This window comes from Staphylococcus sp. NRL 16/872 (assembly GCF_022815905.2).
Taxonomy (GTDB): domain Bacteria; phylum Bacillota; class Bacilli; order Staphylococcales; family Staphylococcaceae; genus Staphylococcus.
This window is the reverse complement of the sequence record NZ_CP119327.1, coordinates 154862-171440: the sequence shown is the minus strand read 5'-3', so window position 1 is coordinate 171440 and position 16579 is coordinate 154862. Positions and strand designations below refer to the sequence as shown.

Below are 16579 nucleotides of genomic sequence, written 5' to 3'. Positions count from 1 at the left end.
TATAATTTCAAATAAACGTAAGTGAACAATTGTTACAATTTCAAATAATCTTTAAATAACATGATTTAACGCTTATTTTCAATATATTTGCCGACCTTCTATTCTCGAAAAATAAAAAACTGCTTACAAAGTATTTATCTTTGAAAGCAGTTCTGCCCCAAGTTTCTCTTTTTTAATAACCAAGTTTATTTCAATACTCTATTCTTCAGTAAATTGTTCGATCGTTTCTTTTATAGCTTTATCCCAGTAAGCGTAGTCATGATTGCCTGGGCTTTCTTTAAAGTTATATTGAATGCCTTTTTCATCTAAGTATTTAATAAATTCTAAGTTTTGTGGGTATAGTTCGTCTTCTGTACCACACTTAATCAGTAGTTCAGGTAAGTCTACGTGGTTGTCTATAGCTTGTTCTATTAAATAATAAGGATCAAATGGTGTACCTTTGATGTCCCCCTTTTCCCCAACAATAGCTTGAGGAGAGAAGTCGTAGTAGTCATAGTCTCTAAGTAATGAGACATCGAATGGTGCAGATAATATGGCTGCTTTAGAGAAACGTTGGCTTTGCGTTAAGGCATATTTAGTAGTCCCGTAGCCTCCCATGGAATGGCCAGCGATGAAGTTGTCTTCTCTAGCTTTAGATAATGGGAAGATTTGATGAACATAATCGTAGACTTCCATAACATAGTCATAATAACTATGTCCGTAAGCCATATTTGTATAAAAACTGTGATCTGCATTTGGTAGAATAATCGCTAGCTTGTGATCATTGGCATAGCGTTCAATGCTTGTATAGCGTAAATAAGAATTTGCGTCGCTTGATAAACCATGTAACACTAACATTGATTTTAATGGTTTTGCCTCTTGATCTTTTTTGAAAAAGCTTGCGTCTTCTGGAAGAATCACATTAAGTGATTGATGCATGCCTAATGTTTTAGATAAATAATTTAATCCTATTAATGCCATCTTAAGGATACCTCCTATTCATTTATCGTTACGTTGTTGGGTCTAACTTTTTCTCAAGTAAACGTAATAGGATATCGATTAATACTACAATTACGACAATAGGAATGGCGCCGGCAAGAATGAAGAGCGTGCCATCTGTCGCATTTGTGCCTCGGATTACGATATCACCAAGTGTTGGTGCACCGATAAATGAACCAACGGCTACGACACCAATTGCGACGACTAATGCAATACGAATACCGCCTATAATGACTGACAGTGATAGTGGTAATTCAATCATTCTTAATACTTGGTTTCTTGTCATTCCCATGCCTTTACCAGCGTCTTTAATATTCACATCTACTTCATTAATACCCGTATATGTGTTTTTGATAATAGGTAATAATGCATATAAAAACACAGTAAATATAACTGTGTTCATCCCTAAGCCAATGCCAAGCATTAAAATAGCTAACATTGCGATGACTGGCACGGTTTGAATCACATTGGCAAGCGTAATAACTACGCCAGATAGTTTACTTACTCTTGCTATTAAAATGCCTAACGGTATGCCAACAAGAGCTGCAAATAAGACGCCATATACTGACATTAATAAATGGTTAACGAATAGTTCCCATAGGTAGCCAAAATTCGTTTGATAATAGTTAATTAATTGTTCAAATAAATTGCCTTCCATCAGTTTTGACCACCTTTCTTAGTATTATCGTCGTCTTCAAAATAGTTATGTTGTTTCAAGAAGTTTTCTGCTACAGTTGCTGGTTCTTGACCCTTACCGTCAGCAAGATAATTTAATTTTTGCATTTGTTCTGTTGAAATTTTGCCTTCTAATTTTTTAACGATTGGTTTAATTCAGGTTTTTCTTTTAATAATTCATCTGTAACTAATGGGCTTGCGTCGTATGGTGGGAAGAATTTACGGTCATCTTTTAAGACTTTTAAATCGTATGCAGCAATACGTCCGTCAGTTGAATAACCTACTGCTACGTCTAATTGACCGGCATTTAATGCATCGTAAACTAAACCGATTTGCATAGGTCGTACTGTTCCGAAATCAATGCCATACTCTTTCTTGAATCCAGGATAACCGTCACCCTTACGATTCATCCAAGCACTATCCATACCTACTCTTAAATCTTTGGCATGTTTTTTTAAATCTGATACTGTTTCTAAATCATATTTTTTAGCTGTTTCTTTCGTAACCATTAATGAGTATGTGTTCGCAAAGCCGTATGAATCAAAGAATGTTTGGTTATATTTGTCTTTAAAACCTTTCTTTGTTGCTTTCATTGCTTTATCAGGATCTTTAATAGCGTCTTCACTTAATGCGCCCGTTAAATCTGTACCTGTATAACGGGTACCAGACATGTTGGCTTCTCCACTTGTAATGGCATTATGTTGAATAACACTAGATCCTAAGTTATTAATTAATGTTGGTTGTATTTCCCCATTTGTGTCATGTTCAATTAATAATCTCAGCATATGTGACATGATTTGAGATTCACTTGTCCCTAAGCTTGTAATTTTAACTTCGTCATCTGAATTATTATTTTTTAAACCAGGTAAATTACATCCAGATAACACTGTTAGAGACAATATTAAAACTACGATATACTTTTTATAATTTTTCATAATGTCCTCCTTAATTTATTATCTGGAAACTTTAAGTCCTTTAGGTACAATCCACTTTTCAATACGAGATAAACAGAAATCTACAATAAGCGCGAGCGCTGTAACTAAGATCGTTGCTGAGATAATCATTGCCGGTTCATAAAGGTTAAGACCGTTAAAGATAAAGTCACCTAAACCACCTGCGCCGACGTAACTTGCTAGTGTTGCCCAGCTAATTACATAAACTGATGATAAGCGCACGCCACTAATAATCATTGGTAAGGCGAGTGGAAGCTCAACGTCTTTCATTAACTGTGTGCCTGTCATTCCCATACTGCGTCCTGCTTCTCGCACATTACCATCAATATTTTGCACGCCAATTACTGTATTATTTAAAATTGGTAATAAAACATAAAAGAATAAAGCGATAATCGCTGGTGTCTTACCAACGCCAAATAAAGGGATCATTAGTGCTAATACTGCTAGTGTAGGAATTGTTTGTAATATACCTGCAATTGTGAGTGCAATTTTAGACAGGCGTTTCGTTTTAGAGAGTAGTATGCCTACCGGAACTGCGACTACAACTGCGATAAGTAGAGCAACGACAGAAATATAAAGATGTTCTAATGTCTTTGCTAATAGTGCGCCACTATTTTCAGATAAAAATTCCATCATTGCTTGTCAGCTCCATTAACTTCAGGTTCGATAATTGGATCTTCTGTCGTCTTAGATTCCTTAGTATTTTCTCCCCAAACACTGTCATATACGATATCCACTAAGTTTGCTCTTACTACTAATCCCACTAATGTTTTATTATCACTGGCAACGACTGGCACATTTCTAACGCTACGTTTTAAGATAGTACGTACTGAATCTTGTAATTTACTGTCTATACGTACGCGATAAATATCTCGTTGCATTGTGTCGATAAGTTCTTTATTAGCACGTAGACCTTGATTAATATCTTCGATGTCTAAATAACCTAATAGATGATCTTCATTATTAACGACAAAGATTGTATCTACACGACGTTCACGCATAATATTGACCGCTTCATTTAATGAGCTATCTACGTGAACAGTGACTGGTTTAACCATCGCGTCTTCAACCGTTCTAATGTTTGGTCTATCTTGGATAAGACGATTTTGACCGATGAAATCTTTTACGAAATCGTTTGCTGGGGCTCTTAAGATGTTGTCTGGTGTATCATATTGAACGACTTTCCCATTAGTCATGATACAAATTTTATCTGCAAGTTTAATCGCTTCGTCCATATCATGCGTAACAAAGATGAACGTTTTGCCTAATTGTTTTTGTAGTTTCTTCACTAAGTCTTGTAATGTATCTCTTGTAATTGGATCAAGTGCGCCAAATGGCTCATCCATCAAGATAATATCTTGTTCTGCTGCTAGTGCGCGTACAACACCAATACGTTGTTGCTGACCACCAGACAGTTCAGAAGGATAACGATCCAAATATTCTTCAGGTAAATCAACTAAATTAATTAATTCCTTAGCCTTTTCATCTTTCTTTTCTTGTGACCATTTTAATAATTTAGGAACTAACACAATGTTTTCTTTTACTGTCATATGTGGCATCAAGCCAATTTGTTGAATAACGTAACCAATGCTACGACGTAACTCAACGGCATTCATTTGACGAATATTTTTACCATCAATTGTGATTTCACCTTCAGTTGATTCAATCATGCGGTTAATCATACGAAGTGCGGTAGTCTTACCACTCCCACTTGTACCAATGAAGGCTACAAAGTCTCCCGATTCAATATCGATATTCATGTTATCTACTGCTTTCTTTCCACCTGCATAGACTTTTGATAAGTTCCTAATACTTAACATACGTCCATTCCTTTCTTTTCATTAATAGTTATTCAAAAAATAAGGACTAAATGTGGATGTTATACAAAGCTAACTAAGTAACAACAAGGCACATAAAGTCCTTTAAATCTTTGCTTTCATTTGTCAATAAATTCTCTGAGTAGTTTATAAGATTGCTAGTTTATGAGCGTCGTGTAATTCCGATTTGATGACCTAACTGCTTAGGCGTTTCAGATAATGAATAATCCTCAAAGTAACGTGTCACATTGTTAGCGATAGAAGTTGGGAACGGTGCTGGACGCTCAGATTGTGTATCCATTCCCATTAACATGACTTCATACGTTGCCGCTAATTGTTGATTAGAATTATACATTTCCATAAATACGTGTAATCGTTTACTGTCATAATCATACAGATAAACATTGACTGTTATTGCATCATGTTCTTTCATTTCTTTTAAAAATGTGACATGGTTCTCCAACGTGAATATTGTGTAATTTAGCGTTTTTATCGCATCCACATCTAAACCAATATGGGCGAGCCAATCATCTGTGGCATCACTGAATACACGATTATATTCGGCATCATTCATATGTCCATTATGATCGACCCACTCAGTTTTAACTTCTGTGTTATATGCATATAATTGAGTCATCTTATAACACCTGATTAGCTTTCTTCATACCGGCAGTTTCTTCTGGCCAATATTCTTCAGCTAACTTTTTAACTTTAATTAAAAATTCATTACGTTTTTGATCGAGTTCTGACATAGTGTAACCTTGTGATGATGCTTCACTACCGCTTACTACCTTTTCATATAAATCATCTGTAAGCTCTGGTGCGACTAATTTAGTCCATGGTTTCTTCAATGCTGGACCAAATTGTTTTAACATGTGGCGCATACCACCTTCACCACCAGCTAAGTGGAAAGTCATGAACGGACCATATTGCGCATAACGTAAGCCAGCAGCATGTGTAAATGCTTTGTCGACTTCTTCTGTAGTTGCAATACCATCATTGACGATATGCAACGATTCACGCCAAAGTGCTTCCATAAGACGGTCAGCAATATGCCCTTCAACTTCGTGTCTTACATGTAAAACATCCATGCCAATATCTTCATATATCTTCTCAGCTTTGATGATTGTTTCTTCTGAAGTTTGTTCGCCGCCTACAATTTCAACTAACGGTAAAATGTAGACTGGATGGAATGGATGTGCTACAACAAGTCGTTCTGGATGTGATAAATTCTGTTGTAGCTCTGTAGGCATAATGCCAGAAGTACTTGAGCCAATTGTGGCCTCCGCTTTAGCGTAGAAATCAATTTCTTTTAATACGGCGTCTTTAATTTCTTCTACTTCTGGAACATTTTCTTGAATGTGATCTGCTTCTTTAACCGCTTCTTCTAAGTTTGGTGTGAAAGTTAGATTATCAAGTGAAGCATTCTCTGCTAAGCCCATTTCTTCAGCATAAGGCCAATTTTGTTTAACTTGCGCTAACATTCTTTCATAAGCACCTTCACTTGGATCTGTAGCGATGACTTCATGGCCATGAGCTAACATTCTAGTTATCCAGCCACTACCGATGACGCCTGTTCCAACAACTGCGAACTTCATTATTGGCCTCCTTTTGGATTTCTTAAATTAAATTTCTCTCTTGCTTCTGCTGGTGTTAATGGTTCGATATCTAATTCAGCTAATATTTTTTTAGCTTCTTCTACAAGAGCTTCGTTTGTTGCTTTAACACCTTTAGAAATATAAATATTGTCTTCTAAACCAACGCGAATATTACCGCCACGTTTTGCGACTTCTTTTACGGTTGGTAATTGCATTTTTCCGATACCAAATGCTGACCAATGTGCATTCTCTGGAATACGTGATACTAAATAATCAATTGTTTCTGGATCATTCTCTGCGCCCCAAGGAATACCTAAACAGAATTGGAACATTGGTTCGCCTTCAATTAATCCTTCGTTGATTAATTGTTTCGCAAAGCTGACATGACCTGTATCGAAACATTCTAATTCAGGTTTTACACCTGCATCTTTTACCATTTGTGCTTGTTCTCTAAGCCATGCAGCTGGACTTATATAAATTGAATCTCCCATGTTTGCGCTACCACAATCTAATGTGCACATTTCTGGAAGTGAATCTTTAACTGGACGATGGCGTTCTTCAGGAGTTTGAATCCAAGTGCCTTCACCGCCTGTTTCTGGATGTTCTTTATTTGGGATGAAATCTCCACCACCGCCTGATGTGATGTTAATGATAATATCTTCATCTGCTTCTCTTATTAATCTTACTGTTTCTGCATAAAGTTCTGGATCATGACTGACAGCCCCTGTCTTAGGATCTCTCACATGAATATGAGCTACTGTTGCTCCTGCTTTTGCACATTTTATAGCTGAGTCAGCTATTTCTTGTGGTGTAACTGGTACATTTTCATTTTTTTCAATTGTATCTCCTGCGCCTGTAATCGCTGCTGTTAATACAACTTTTTGCATCGTTATCACCTCGGTTGATTTATTTATTACGTTAGTTACTATACCAACTGGTCGGTAAAGTTTCAACAGTTTGTCACATAAAAAGAGCCGAGTAATGTGTTATACACTACTCGGCTCTAAGGCTATAGGAATTTTAACTTTTTTCTTTGATATATTCTTTTAAGCGATTAAGTACTTCTTCACGCATATCTTCATCAATAGCACTAATACCAAATATTTCTGACAGCCACAAGCCATCTACAGCTAAGCGAATAATTGTGGCATCTGCTTTATCTAAGCCATCTTGTTCGATATGTTGTTGCCAATCTTTATAAGACTCTCTCAAGGGTACAAGTAAATTTCTATTAGAGCCTTGGGCAGCTAACATTCCAGATGTGATTGGTGCATTTTCTGTACGATGTTCTCGTGTTGCTTCAATAAATGCGTTTAGCCATTGACCTTTCACCGCTTGCTCTTCATTTATATGTTGATTGACTTTACTTTTATATAATTCATTAGCATAATTCACTAATTCTTGTATTAAACCGTCCTTGGACTTGAAGTGGTATAATAACCCACCTTTACTAACGCCGGCTTTTTTAGCCACGGCATCTAACGTTAAATAATCTGCACCTTGCTCATTTACAATAGACGCTGCACATTCTAATAAATATTGTTTTTTTGAAGTTCTTGCCAATTTTTCACCAACTTCCTAAATACGCTAAATTACTTTCATGTAGTTATAGTTATCCATTCATTTTTATAATAAACCTTTTTAGGAAAATGTAGAACAACTATTTTTCGTGAAATTATCTTTAAAATAGACATAAAGCGTCTTACCCCATTTTTTATAATGGAGTCGCACTCATAATATATATAAAGGGTTTTTAATGATGAAAAAAGTAGGTATTTTAGCAACTAGTGCATTAGCGGGAACCTTATTATTCGCAGGGACAGGCTTTGAAGGAAATCAAGCTCATGCTTCAGAATATAGCGAGAGTAGTGTGACATTAGCTACTCCACAGGAATGGCAAAAAACACATGATTCTCTATTACAAGCACGCTTAAAAGGAGGAGCTGGAGAAGGCGGTGGTTTCGGTAGTGTTAATAGTTACCAAAGTTCTTATGCAGAATATGTTAACTATTTAGTAAAGTTAAAAGAAGAATATCCTGATACTTATCCTACTCCAGTTATTCCAGCTGAAGGACAAGCATTTTTAAATGGACAAAATGGAAGCAACTCTACCTCAGAGTCTAATAATCAACAAACAAATGCTAATACTACTTCTAATGCTCAATCATCACAAGATAACTCAACTACCACTTCTCAAAACGCTAATCATTCAACTAGCCAAACTACACCAACTAAAGCTTTACCAGAAACTGGCGAAACTTCAAATAGTGGATTAGTAACAACTCTCGCAACTGTATTATTAGCAGTAGGTTCATTCTTAGTATTCCGTAAAAAATCTACTACAAAATAATTATTATAGTAAAACCCCCAGACTCGTTTAGAGTGCTGGGGGTCTAAACTTTAGTTGTTGTTAATGGCCTGCCATCCATGGTCTTGCTGTTCGGTTTGCTTTAGGTTTTATTTGTGGTAGTTGATCTCTTTTTACTAATCGTGGTTCTTGTCCTCGTTCGATACGTTTTTTTAATTTTCCGTCCATTCTATAAGTCTGAAAACTGTTGAATACGCGAATGGATTCAGCATCGCAAGTTGGACATTTAGCTGTATCGTGTTGAACGTTCATAGATTGGCGGAGAGTGAATTCTCCGCAATTTGTACAGTTGTATGTGTAGTTAGGCATTATTTGTCTGGCTCCAAGTTTGGAATAATATCTTCTTTGAAGATTTCTCTTGGAATAGCAATCGTACAACATGCGTTTGGAACGTCTACGATACCAGCAACTGTGCCTTGAACTGGCGCTGTGCCTAAAAGCATATACGCTTGTTCTCCAGTAAAACCACGTGTTTTTAAGAATTCGATAGCATTTAATACTGCATTTCTATAAGCTGTATTAGCATCAAGGTACGTTTGTTTGCCACTAAATTCGTTTACAGAAATACCTTCAAATACTATGTAATCTGTATAGTTTGGCATAACTGGACTTGGTTTGAATGCAGGATTTTTCTTAATATGATATTTTTCCATACCATTTTTAATCACGTTAACGCGTAGTTCAATCCAACCTGGCATTTCAATACCGCCACAGAATGTAATTTCCCCATCACCTTGTGAGAAGTGTAAATCTCCTACTGATAATTTTGCGCCATCGACAAAGACAGGAAAGTAAATGCGAGAGCCTTTAGATAAGTTTTTAATGTCACAGTTACCACCATTTTCACGAGGAGGGACAGTACGTGCACCTTCTTTAGCTACTCTGTCGAAATCTTTACCAGTTAATGTCCCAGCAACTACAGCGTCTGTGTCAGGTAAGTTAGCTAACACAGGTTGACGATTTGGATCCGTATCAACTAATTCTTTTTCACGGCGATTCCATTCATCTAACATTTCTTGAGTTGGCGCTACGCCAATCAGTCCTGGGTGAATTAAACCAATAAATTCAACGCCTGGAACGTGACGACTTGTTGCGTAAATGCCATTAAAGTCCCAAATTGATTTCTGAGCATTCGGATAATGATCAACTAAAAAGCTACCGCCGTTTGTTTTATCAAAGATACCATTGAACCCCCATTGATGCTCGTCAAAAATTCCAATATCTAAAATATCCACTACAAGTAAGTCGCCTGGTTTAACACCATTAACGTGAACTGGTCCACTTAATACATGCACACGATTTAAGTTCACATTTTTAATGTCACCCGGGTCATCGTTGTTACTAATTTGGCCGTCTGTCCAATCTAAACATTCCATTCTGAATGATTCTCCCGGATCCACTGAAAATGCTGCAGGAATATCTGGATGCCAGCGGTTATGTCCAGGATGTGCTTGTTGGTCCATTGTCTTGTTCAAATCAATACTAAATAACTTTTTAGGCATAGGCCTAACCCCCTTGTTTAATAAAGTTATAAAAATTGATTATGACTGAATATTTTGTTTCCTAAATCATAGCATATAAATCCCCAAAATTAGAGTAATTGTACAATTTAAAATTCCTAAATATTAAAAAAACTTATCTTTACTCAAAACGGGTAAAGATAAGTTTTAATGTTATTCAATTGGTTCCAAATTCATAATTGCACCAAAATTTTGTTGAGCATTAGTAAATGTAATAAATGCTACAAGCTCCACTATTTCTTGGTCTGTTAATCCTTCTTTAAGCACCTGAATAATATTATCTGGAATTTGATCTCCCATTTTAATAAATACTTCGGTAAAGCCAATACAAATGGTCGATTTTTCATCTTTTAGACTGCCGGTAGGTTTACCTTTTGCTTTACAGTATTGGCAACCGTTTTTCTGTGCTAACATTCTTCTTATTTCTTCTTTCAGTTCTTTACTTAAAGTACCATCATTTTCTAATAAATCACTGAGTTGAGTCCATGAAGACATCAATTCTGGTTGATGGCCTAATAATTTCTGAAAAGGTGTATTTCCAACTTTCGTATAATTGATAATCGGCATGATCTTACCTCCTTTGAATATATTTTATTGCTTATATCAAAGTTTGAACTTAATATTTATATGGAATTACATCATATTACTTTCACTATTTTAGGAGGTTACGCTCATGGACTATACAAATATAAATTTATTAAATATACTAAAAGAAAATAGTAAATTATCGCTTAGTGAACTAAGTCAAAAAGTGAATCTATCCGTTCCTTCAACGAGAGAGCGTATTCACAAATTAATTGATTCTGGCATTATCAAAAATTATACAATCAACATTGATTACAGTTTATTGGGCTATGATATTGAAGCAATTATAGAACTTACTATTAAAAATAATTTATACAAAGACTTTAAGAATTATATTTCTGAACAAGAGAATGTTGCATTTTGTTATAGAATTTCAGGTGACAGTTGTTTTATGTTTAAAGCACGTTTTAAAGACATGAAAAAAGCAGAGAACTTTATAGATTCTCTGCAGAAATATGGGCATAGTAAGACGCATTTTATTTTTTCAAAGGTAGTGTAATTCACTAATTTAAAATTATACTAATGCTTCTTTGATTTTATTTAAGCCTTTTTTCATGATTTCTCGTGGGATGGCGATATTAATTCTGACATGGCCTTCTGCATTATGAACAAATTGTTCTTCTCCTTCAATGATGACGCCTGCATGTTTGATAAAGTATTTAGCTATTGGTTCGTCGATTTCTTTTTGGTTGATGTAATAGCTTAAATCTACCCACGCTAGGTAAGTTGCTTCTGGTATTTTAAATTTTGCATGTGGAAGTTCATTGTCCAAGAATTCTGCTAAATATTTAAAATTGTCATCTAAATAGTCATTCATTGCGGCTAACCAGTCTTCGCCCTTTTCATAAGCAGCTTGGGTCGCGACAATGCTTAATGGATTCTCTGAACTAAAGTGACGTAACTTCCATGTCTTTAATAATCGTCTATTAGGAATGATAATATTTGAGAACATGAGGCCAGCAATGTTGAAAGCTTTACTTTGAGACATTGTTGTGATGATCTTATCGTACTCTGGCATTGCTTTAGCAAACGGCACGTGCGTTTGGCCAGCACGTTTAATGTCACAGTGAATTTCATCTGAAATGACCCACACATCATTGTCTTGCATAATTTCTCCAAATTGTTTTAATTCCTCTTCTGACCACACTCTACCTGTTGGGTTATGTGGGTTAGCGAAGATACATAGTTTTATATTTTCTGTTTCTACTTTTTTACGGACATCTTCAAAGTCAATTTCGTAATAACCGTCTTTATTAATGAGTGGTGAATAAACAGTTGAAACTTTATTTCTGTCGCATGCCATTTTAAATGGGCCATAACTTGGTGTAAGGATTAGTGCTTTGTCCTCCTCGTCGCAAATATAACTTACTAATTCTATGATGCCGGCCACAATACCGTGAGAGAAGACGAGTTGTTCTTGAGGAAAAGAATACCCAAAACGTCGTTCAGTCCATGAAACAAAAGCTTCATAATAGTCTGAGCCAAATATATTGGTATATCCTAGAATTTTTTTATCGAGTCTGTCACGTATAGCATCTAAAACTACATCTGGTGTTGCGAAGTCCATATCTTCAACCCACATGCGAATTAATTCATCATTATTTTCTATATCTGATACATCAGTATCTCCAAATAAATAGCCTTTGTAACCTTCCACATTCATCGCATTGGTATAACGACGTTCTATAATTTCATCAAAATTGTAAGTCAAAGTACTTCCTCCTGAAATTTGTTTTACTTAAATATCATTTTAATACTTATTATTTTTAAATTCATTTATAAAAATTAAGAGCATTACAGCACTTATTTAAAATAAAAAAGCTATTCCCTCAAGTACTGAGAAAATAGCTTTCTAGAATTAATTAAGCTAGACCATCAATAATATATGTGATGCCTAATACTGCAAATGTGACGGCAATCATTAATGATACGAAGATCATGCCCATCATTGGGTTAAATAATAAAATAATTCCTAAAATAATACCTAGAATGTTTACAATAATTGATAAAAATCTTAAGCGATTTTGATGAGAAATTGTAAATAAACCAATGATTGAACTTACAATAAACCATGCCGCGAACATGAAGACAAAGAATTCAGAACTGGCGCCTACGTTAAAGACTACTAATAATCCAAAAATAATATCAATAATACCAATGAGGATGATTAGTCCTGAACTGCCTCCTGCTAATGCTTTCGTTGCACGTCGGAATAAGAGCTGGATGATACCATTAATGAAAATGAATAAACCGATTAGCCATGTTAATGTATAAAAGTTCTTCACGGGATAGCTAAATATAATAATCGCTACTATGAGGAGTAACGTGCCCATAATTAAACTTGACCATTTTAATTTGTCGTTGTTTTGTGCCAAAAAATTCCTTCTCTCTACATAATTTTTTACTCAGTATAATAGAACAAATTGGAAAGCACAATAATTCTACCTAATCATATCTTTCACATGAACGACATCGTTGCTAAAGTAACATTTTCTAGAAAAAACCTATAAAAAATAGTTTATAATTCATCAAAATCTTCTTTTGAGGCGCTATGATATAGTTTTGTTACGCCTGTTTTTTCTAAAGCTTTCACAATATAATAGCCTAATGCTCCCGAAAGTAATGTTCCACTAACTATTCTGATTGAGTAAAGTAAGATAATATTCCACATTGCCATATTTCCTAAATAGTTAAATATCCAATCTATAGGAATAGTAAAAATTCCAGCCGTAGCGCCTGCTAACATAGTTACAGCCAGTTTAGTTGATTTATATTTAAATATTAAAAATATAATTTCACAAGCTAAACCTTGCGCTAAACTGTGGAGTAAAATAGACATATTTATATCTCCTGATAAAATAGTCTCTCCAGAACCTGCAGCTAGTTCTGCTAATAAAGCTACACCTGGTTTACGTATTATTAAGAATGCAACAATCGCTGCTATAAACCATAGTCCATAAGCAATTTGATCTAGATGAAGACCCAATGGTTTCAATGCTGCTACCGTTAAGCCTACTCCTTTATATACTAAACCGAAGATAAAACTAATTAAAACAGTAACCAAAATATCTGATAAATTTAATTTTTTCATTTTCTAACTCCTTTTATGAATTGAGTAGAAAAGTACATAAAAAAACAAACATATCTAACTAGATAGTTTGCGTAACTGTAAAAGTATATATGTATCCTAGATGTGATATACACTTCCCTACGCTAGTGCTAACTAGTTCAGGTTCAAAGGGTTTGGATTACTCCATCTCAGTTTTTAAAACACCCCTAGTACTTATATCTACTATAATTTAAATATAGATTTCTTTTATTTTTTTGTCAAAATTTAATTTTGCCATTCAATTAATGTTTTAATATAATAGAATTAATAATAAATAATAAAGGTCGTCACTATGGGTGCTTTTTGCTGAGAGAAGTTGCTAACTTCAACCATCGAACCTGATATGGTTAATACCAACGAAGGAAAGTGATTGTAGATAATTATTATTTCTACTCAAGCAGGAAGCACTTATGTAGTGCATTCCTGCTTTTTTAATAAAGGAGTAGATATAAATGAACTTTGAACAAATAAAACAGTATATTTATCAATTTATTGAATATGGAAGCTCAGATGATTTCCCGACAGTTGCTTTAAAGCTATTTGAATTTCAATATAACGAAAACCGTGATTATCAAAAATTTTGTTTATCTCAAGGTAAAACACCTCAAACAATTAACGATTGGAAAGATATTCCGGCTGTACCAATTAATGCTTTCAAACATGCGACATTTAGTGCTGTACCGATTGAAGAGACACAATTTATCTATATGACTAGTGGTACTACAAGCGGAATTAAAGGTAAAAATTATCATAAAGATTTAGATGTTTACGATTTAGCTATGACATCTTTTTTCAAAAAAATGTTTCTTCCAGATTACAGTGAGATTGAGATGGCGATATTATTTCCTACTCCTAAAGCATTACCAAACTCTTCATTAGCGCATTACCTTGAAGTAGCAAAGTCCACATTTGGAACGAAGGATAGTGCTACTTATATAGATAATAACGGTATTCAATACACAGAACTTATTCAAGCTTTACGACGATCTGAAACAAATGAAACACCATTTTCTTTACTTGGTGCAAGTTATAGTATTGTTCATTTAATTGAATATCTAGAAGATCATAATCTATCTTTTAAATTACCTAAAGGCAGTCGCATATTAGATACTGGAGGTTACAAAAATCGTTCTAAAGAGTTACCTCAACAAGAATTTTATGAGAAATTATCAAATATATTTAATGTTCCCAAAGATATGTGTATCAATATGTATGGTGTCACTGAATTAAGCACACAATTTTATGATAAAGGGAATGAAATATCTTCATCGATTAAATATGCTCCTCATTGGTGTAGAACTCGTGTAGTTAACCCAATGACTATGGAAGATGTTCCTTATAATGAAAAAGGTATTTTAATCCATTATGACTTAGCAAACTATAATTCTGTTGCCACAATCATGATGGAAGATGTCGGAGAACCTACTAAAGAAGGATTTGTCTTACATGGTAGAACTGAAGGCGCATTAGCAAAAGGTTGTTCTTTAGCTGTTGAAGAATTTTTAAATTCTAAAAATTAAGGAGATACATATGAAACTAAAAGTCGGATACGTCCCTTTTATTAACAGTCACGAAATAAGCTATAAAGAAATCGACTTTCAAGACTATACTGCTTTAGTTCCTGATTTAACTGAAGACCAATTAGAATTCGTATGTTCTAAAATAAAAGAAAACAGAATAAAATTGAAAAATTATTCAACTAATAAAATTATTAATGTAATTGACCAAGCTATTCATATTTTTTTAGATCCACAATCAAAATGGCGAAAAAATATTGATAGAATAATACCTCAAACTACTGGTTATAGTTCAGAAATTATTAAAGTAGGATTTACTAAGTATTTAACTACTTTTAGAAAATATGAACTGCAACGTTTCGTGTCAGAAGATTTTTATAATCCTCAAATTTTAGAACAATTTGTTCCTAATCATAAAGGTGGTTTCTCAAAAGCTATAGCGTCAGACATCATTACTCATGTATGGTCTGGAAATGTTCCAGGACTTCCTTTATGGAGTCTAATAAGTAGCTTACTCGTTAAATCTGGAAGTATTTGTAAATTACCTAAGTCTGAACCTTTTATTGCGAGTTGGTTTGTGCAACTTCTGGCTGAAATTGATTCAGTCATTAGTAATAGCATAGCAATTATTTATTGGCCTGGAGGTACTACAAAGCTCGAAGATATCGCCATCAATCATTCAGATGTCATTATTGGATATGGAAATAATGACATTTTAAATCAAATTTCTAAAAGAGTCCCTGCTACTAAAAAGTTTTTAGGATATGGTGAGAAAGTAGGTTTATCTATAGTCAGTCGTGAAACTTTAAAACCTAATAAAGTTCATAATATCGTTAAAAATATAGCGTTAGAAATAATGCGTTACGATCAGCAAGGATGCTATTCTCCACAAATGATATTTGTTCAAAAAAATGCTCAAATTAATTCTAAAAATTTCGCTCAGATGGTCGGCAGTGCCCTACATCAACTAGAAAAACAATATCCTTTACGTTCGCTCAACTTAGAAGAAAGTATAGAACGTGCCCAGAGAATTAAAGAAATTGAAACACAGTCAATTTTTGATGACACTTTAAAATTATTCAAAAACCAAAAATCATCATGGGTCGTTGTTTATCAAGAAAGTTTAATCTTTTATCCTACTTCTTTGAATCGTTTTATTCGCATTATGCCATTTAGCGATATCAATGAACTTGTGCAATTAATCACTTTTCATAAAAAATATATACAAACGATTGGGTTGTCAGCTTCAAAAGAAACTATGTTTGACTGGTGTGAAAAATTATCATGTACAGGAGTCAGTCGCTTTACAAGTCTTAAATCGATGACTTTACCTGAAGAAGGGTGGCATCATGATGGAGGGTTTAACTTAAAAGATTTAGTCTCTTATGTAGATATTGAACAAGATTTATTAACTGATAGTGAAAATTACGTAGAATACGAAATTTAACAAGTGAAGGAT

18 protein-coding genes, 1 pseudogene and 2 riboswitches are annotated in these 16579 nt (G+C 34.4%); of the genes and pseudogenes, 4 read left to right on the top strand and 15 right to left on the bottom strand.

Annotated features, from left to right (window positions below; all coding sequences use genetic code 11):
* Positions 1–198 precede the first annotated feature (198 nt).
* The 9 genes and pseudogenes from MT340_RS00830 to MT340_RS00790 all read right to left on the bottom strand — a co-directional run bounded on the left by MT340_RS00830 (position 199) and on the right by MT340_RS00790 (position 7584).
* Complete coding sequence (locus tag MT340_RS00830; RefSeq protein ID WP_243588356.1) at positions 199–960, bottom strand: alpha/beta hydrolase; 762 nt, start codon at positions 958–960, stop codon at positions 199–201.
* Between the two features lie 28 nt (positions 961–988).
* Positions 989–1636 carry an ABC transporter permease gene (locus MT340_RS00825; RefSeq protein WP_243588355.1) on the bottom strand — a complete coding sequence of 216 codons (648 nt, stop codon included), beginning with the start codon at positions 1634–1636 and terminating at the stop codon, positions 989–991.
* A pseudogene (locus tag MT340_RS00820) lies at positions 1636–2588 on the bottom strand (osmoprotectant ABC transporter substrate-binding protein). Before MT340_RS00820 ends, MT340_RS00825 begins: the two are co-directional and overlap by 1 nt.
* A gap of 18 nt (positions 2589–2606) precedes the next feature.
* Positions 2607–3242: an ABC transporter permease gene (locus tag MT340_RS00815; protein ID WP_243588353.1), complete on the bottom strand. Its 636-nt coding sequence runs from the start codon at positions 3240–3242 to the stop codon at positions 2607–2609.
* Positions 3239–4426 carry a betaine/proline/choline family ABC transporter ATP-binding protein gene (locus MT340_RS00810; protein WP_243588352.1) on the bottom strand — a complete coding sequence of 396 codons (1188 nt, stop codon included), beginning with the start codon at positions 4424–4426 and terminating at the stop codon, positions 3239–3241. Before MT340_RS00810 ends, MT340_RS00815 begins: the two co-directional genes overlap by 4 nt.
* Positions 4427–4586: 160 nt before the next feature.
* Entirely contained in the window at positions 4587–5060 is a 474-nt protein-coding gene (locus MT340_RS00805; protein WP_243588351.1) for a thioesterase family protein, read from the bottom strand.
* Between the two features lies 1 nt (position 5061).
* Positions 5062–6021: a 3-hydroxyacyl-CoA dehydrogenase NAD-binding domain-containing protein gene (locus MT340_RS00800; RefSeq protein WP_243588350.1), complete on the bottom strand. Its 960-nt coding sequence runs from the start codon at positions 6019–6021 to the stop codon at positions 5062–5064.
* The gene (locus MT340_RS00795) at positions 6021–6908 is read right to left on the bottom strand and encodes a beta-keto acid cleavage family enzyme (RefSeq protein WP_243588349.1); all 888 of its coding nucleotides are present in this window, start codon (positions 6906–6908) and stop codon (positions 6021–6023) included. Before MT340_RS00795 ends, MT340_RS00800 begins: the two co-directional genes overlap by 1 nt.
* A gap of 133 nt (positions 6909–7041) precedes the next feature.
* Positions 7042–7584, bottom strand: a complete 543-nt coding sequence (locus MT340_RS00790) for a TetR/AcrR family transcriptional regulator (protein ID WP_243603478.1) — start codon at positions 7582–7584, stop codon at positions 7042–7044.
* Positions 7585–7777: 193 nt separating this feature from the next.
* Between MT340_RS00790 and MT340_RS00785 the strand changes: the two genes are divergently transcribed.
* Entirely contained in the window at positions 7778–8371 is a 594-nt protein-coding gene (locus MT340_RS00785) for an LPXTG cell wall anchor domain-containing protein (RefSeq protein WP_243588347.1), read from the top strand.
* 60 nt (positions 8372–8431) lie between these two features.
* Here the strand turns inward: MT340_RS00785 and MT340_RS00780 are convergent, their stop codons facing one another.
* The 3 genes from MT340_RS00780 to MT340_RS00770 form a co-directional block, all read right to left on the bottom strand.
* Positions 8432–8698 (bottom strand): FmdB family zinc ribbon protein, encoded by a 267-nt coding sequence (locus MT340_RS00780; RefSeq protein ID WP_243588346.1) that lies wholly within the window; start codon positions 8696–8698, stop codon positions 8432–8434.
* Complete coding sequence (gene fmdA / locus MT340_RS00775; RefSeq protein WP_243603477.1) at positions 8698–9891, bottom strand: formamidase; 1194 nt, start codon at positions 9889–9891, stop codon at positions 8698–8700. Before fmdA ends, MT340_RS00780 begins: the two co-directional genes overlap by 1 nt.
* Before the next feature lie 171 nt (positions 9892–10062).
* A complete protein-coding gene (locus MT340_RS00770; RefSeq protein ID WP_243588344.1) occupies positions 10063–10476 on the bottom strand; it encodes a carboxymuconolactone decarboxylase family protein in 414 nt (137 codons plus the stop codon).
* Between the two features lie 106 nt (positions 10477–10582).
* On the opposite strand from MT340_RS00770, the gene MT340_RS00765 reads away from it, so the two are divergent.
* Positions 10583–10993: an Lrp/AsnC family transcriptional regulator gene (locus tag MT340_RS00765; protein ID WP_243588343.1), complete on the top strand. Its 411-nt coding sequence runs from the start codon at positions 10583–10585 to the stop codon at positions 10991–10993.
* 15 nt (positions 10994–11008) lie between these two features.
* Here MT340_RS00765 and MT340_RS00760 read toward each other — a convergent pair whose 3' ends face one another.
* The 3 genes from MT340_RS00760 to MT340_RS00750 all read right to left on the bottom strand — a co-directional run bounded on the left by MT340_RS00760 (position 11009) and on the right by MT340_RS00750 (position 13585).
* Positions 11009–12205 carry a 3M3SH-releasing C-S lyase gene (locus tag MT340_RS00760; protein ID WP_243603476.1) on the bottom strand — a complete coding sequence of 399 codons (1197 nt, stop codon included), beginning with the start codon at positions 12203–12205 and terminating at the stop codon, positions 11009–11011.
* 151 nt (positions 12206–12356) lie between these two features.
* Positions 12357–12869, bottom strand: coding sequence for a DUF308 domain-containing protein (locus MT340_RS00755; RefSeq protein WP_481906649.1), 513 nt, complete (start codon positions 12867–12869; stop codon positions 12357–12359).
* 143 nt (positions 12870–13012) lie between these two features.
* On the bottom strand, positions 13013–13585 hold the full coding sequence (locus MT340_RS00750) for an ECF transporter S component (protein WP_243588341.1): 573 nt from the start codon (positions 13583–13585) through the stop codon (positions 13013–13015).
* 97 nt (positions 13586–13682) lie between these two features.
* Positions 13683–13782: riboswitch (TPP riboswitch) on the bottom strand.
* Positions 13783–13885: 103 nt separating this feature from the next.
* Positions 13886–13985: riboswitch (TPP riboswitch) on the top strand.
* A 70-nt stretch (positions 13986–14055) separates the two neighbouring features.
* Here MT340_RS00750 and MT340_RS00745 point away from each other — a divergent pair.
* Together MT340_RS00745 and MT340_RS00740 are read left to right on the top strand one after the other, a co-directional pair.
* Complete coding sequence (locus MT340_RS00745; protein ID WP_243588340.1) at positions 14056–15123, top strand: LuxE/PaaK family acyltransferase; 1068 nt, start codon at positions 14056–14058, stop codon at positions 15121–15123.
* Positions 15124–15133: 10 nt separating this feature from the next.
* Positions 15134–16567 (top strand): acyl-CoA reductase, encoded by a 1434-nt coding sequence (locus MT340_RS00740; protein ID WP_243603475.1) that lies wholly within the window; start codon positions 15134–15136, stop codon positions 16565–16567.
* Positions 16568–16579 lie beyond the last annotated feature (12 nt).

What these genes read in the sequence shown, in the direction of transcription:
- MT340_RS00770 (WP_243588344.1), bottom strand. Translation starts at nt 10,476, where the DNA reads ATGCCGATTATCAATTATACGAAAGTTGGAAATACACCTTTTCAGAAA.
- MT340_RS00795 (WP_243588349.1), bottom strand. Translation starts at nt 6,908, where the DNA reads ATGCAAAAAGTTGTATTAACAGCAGCGATTACAGGCGCAGGAGATACA.
- MT340_RS00785 (WP_243588347.1), top strand. Translation starts at nt 7,778, where the DNA reads ATGATGAAAAAAGTAGGTATTTTAGCAACTAGTGCATTAGCGGGAACC.
- MT340_RS00765 (WP_243588343.1), top strand. Translation starts at nt 10,583, where the DNA reads ATGGACTATACAAATATAAATTTATTAAATATACTAAAAGAAAATAGT.
- MT340_RS00750 (WP_243588341.1), bottom strand. Translation starts at nt 13,585, where the DNA reads ATGAAAAAATTAAATTTATCAGATATTTTGGTTACTGTTTTAATTAGT.
- MT340_RS00805 (WP_243588351.1), bottom strand. Translation starts at nt 5,060, where the DNA reads ATGACTCAATTATATGCATATAACACAGAAGTTAAAACTGAGTGGGTC.
- MT340_RS00825 (WP_243588355.1), bottom strand. Translation starts at nt 1,636, where the DNA reads ATGGAAGGCAATTTATTTGAACAATTAATTAACTATTATCAAACGAAT.
- fmdA (WP_243603477.1), bottom strand. Translation starts at nt 9,891, where the DNA reads ATGCCTAAAAAGTTATTTAGTATTGATTTGAACAAGACAATGGACCAA.
- MT340_RS00740 (WP_243603475.1), top strand. Translation starts at nt 15,134, where the DNA reads ATGAAACTAAAAGTCGGATACGTCCCTTTTATTAACAGTCACGAAATA.
- MT340_RS00810 (WP_243588352.1), bottom strand. Translation starts at nt 4,426, where the DNA reads ATGTTAAGTATTAGGAACTTATCAAAAGTCTATGCAGGTGGAAAGAAA.
- MT340_RS00800 (WP_243588350.1), bottom strand. Translation starts at nt 6,021, where the DNA reads ATGAAGTTCGCAGTTGTTGGAACAGGCGTCATCGGTAGTGGCTGGATA.
- MT340_RS00780 (WP_243588346.1), bottom strand. Translation starts at nt 8,698, where the DNA reads ATGCCTAACTACACATACAACTGTACAAATTGCGGAGAATTCACTCTC.
- MT340_RS00830 (WP_243588356.1), bottom strand. Translation starts at nt 960, where the DNA reads ATGGCATTAATAGGATTAAATTATTTATCTAAAACATTAGGCATGCAT.
- MT340_RS00745 (WP_243588340.1), top strand. Translation starts at nt 14,056, where the DNA reads ATGAACTTTGAACAAATAAAACAGTATATTTATCAATTTATTGAATAT.
- MT340_RS00815 (WP_243588353.1), bottom strand. Translation starts at nt 3,242, where the DNA reads ATGATGGAATTTTTATCTGAAAATAGTGGCGCACTATTAGCAAAGACA.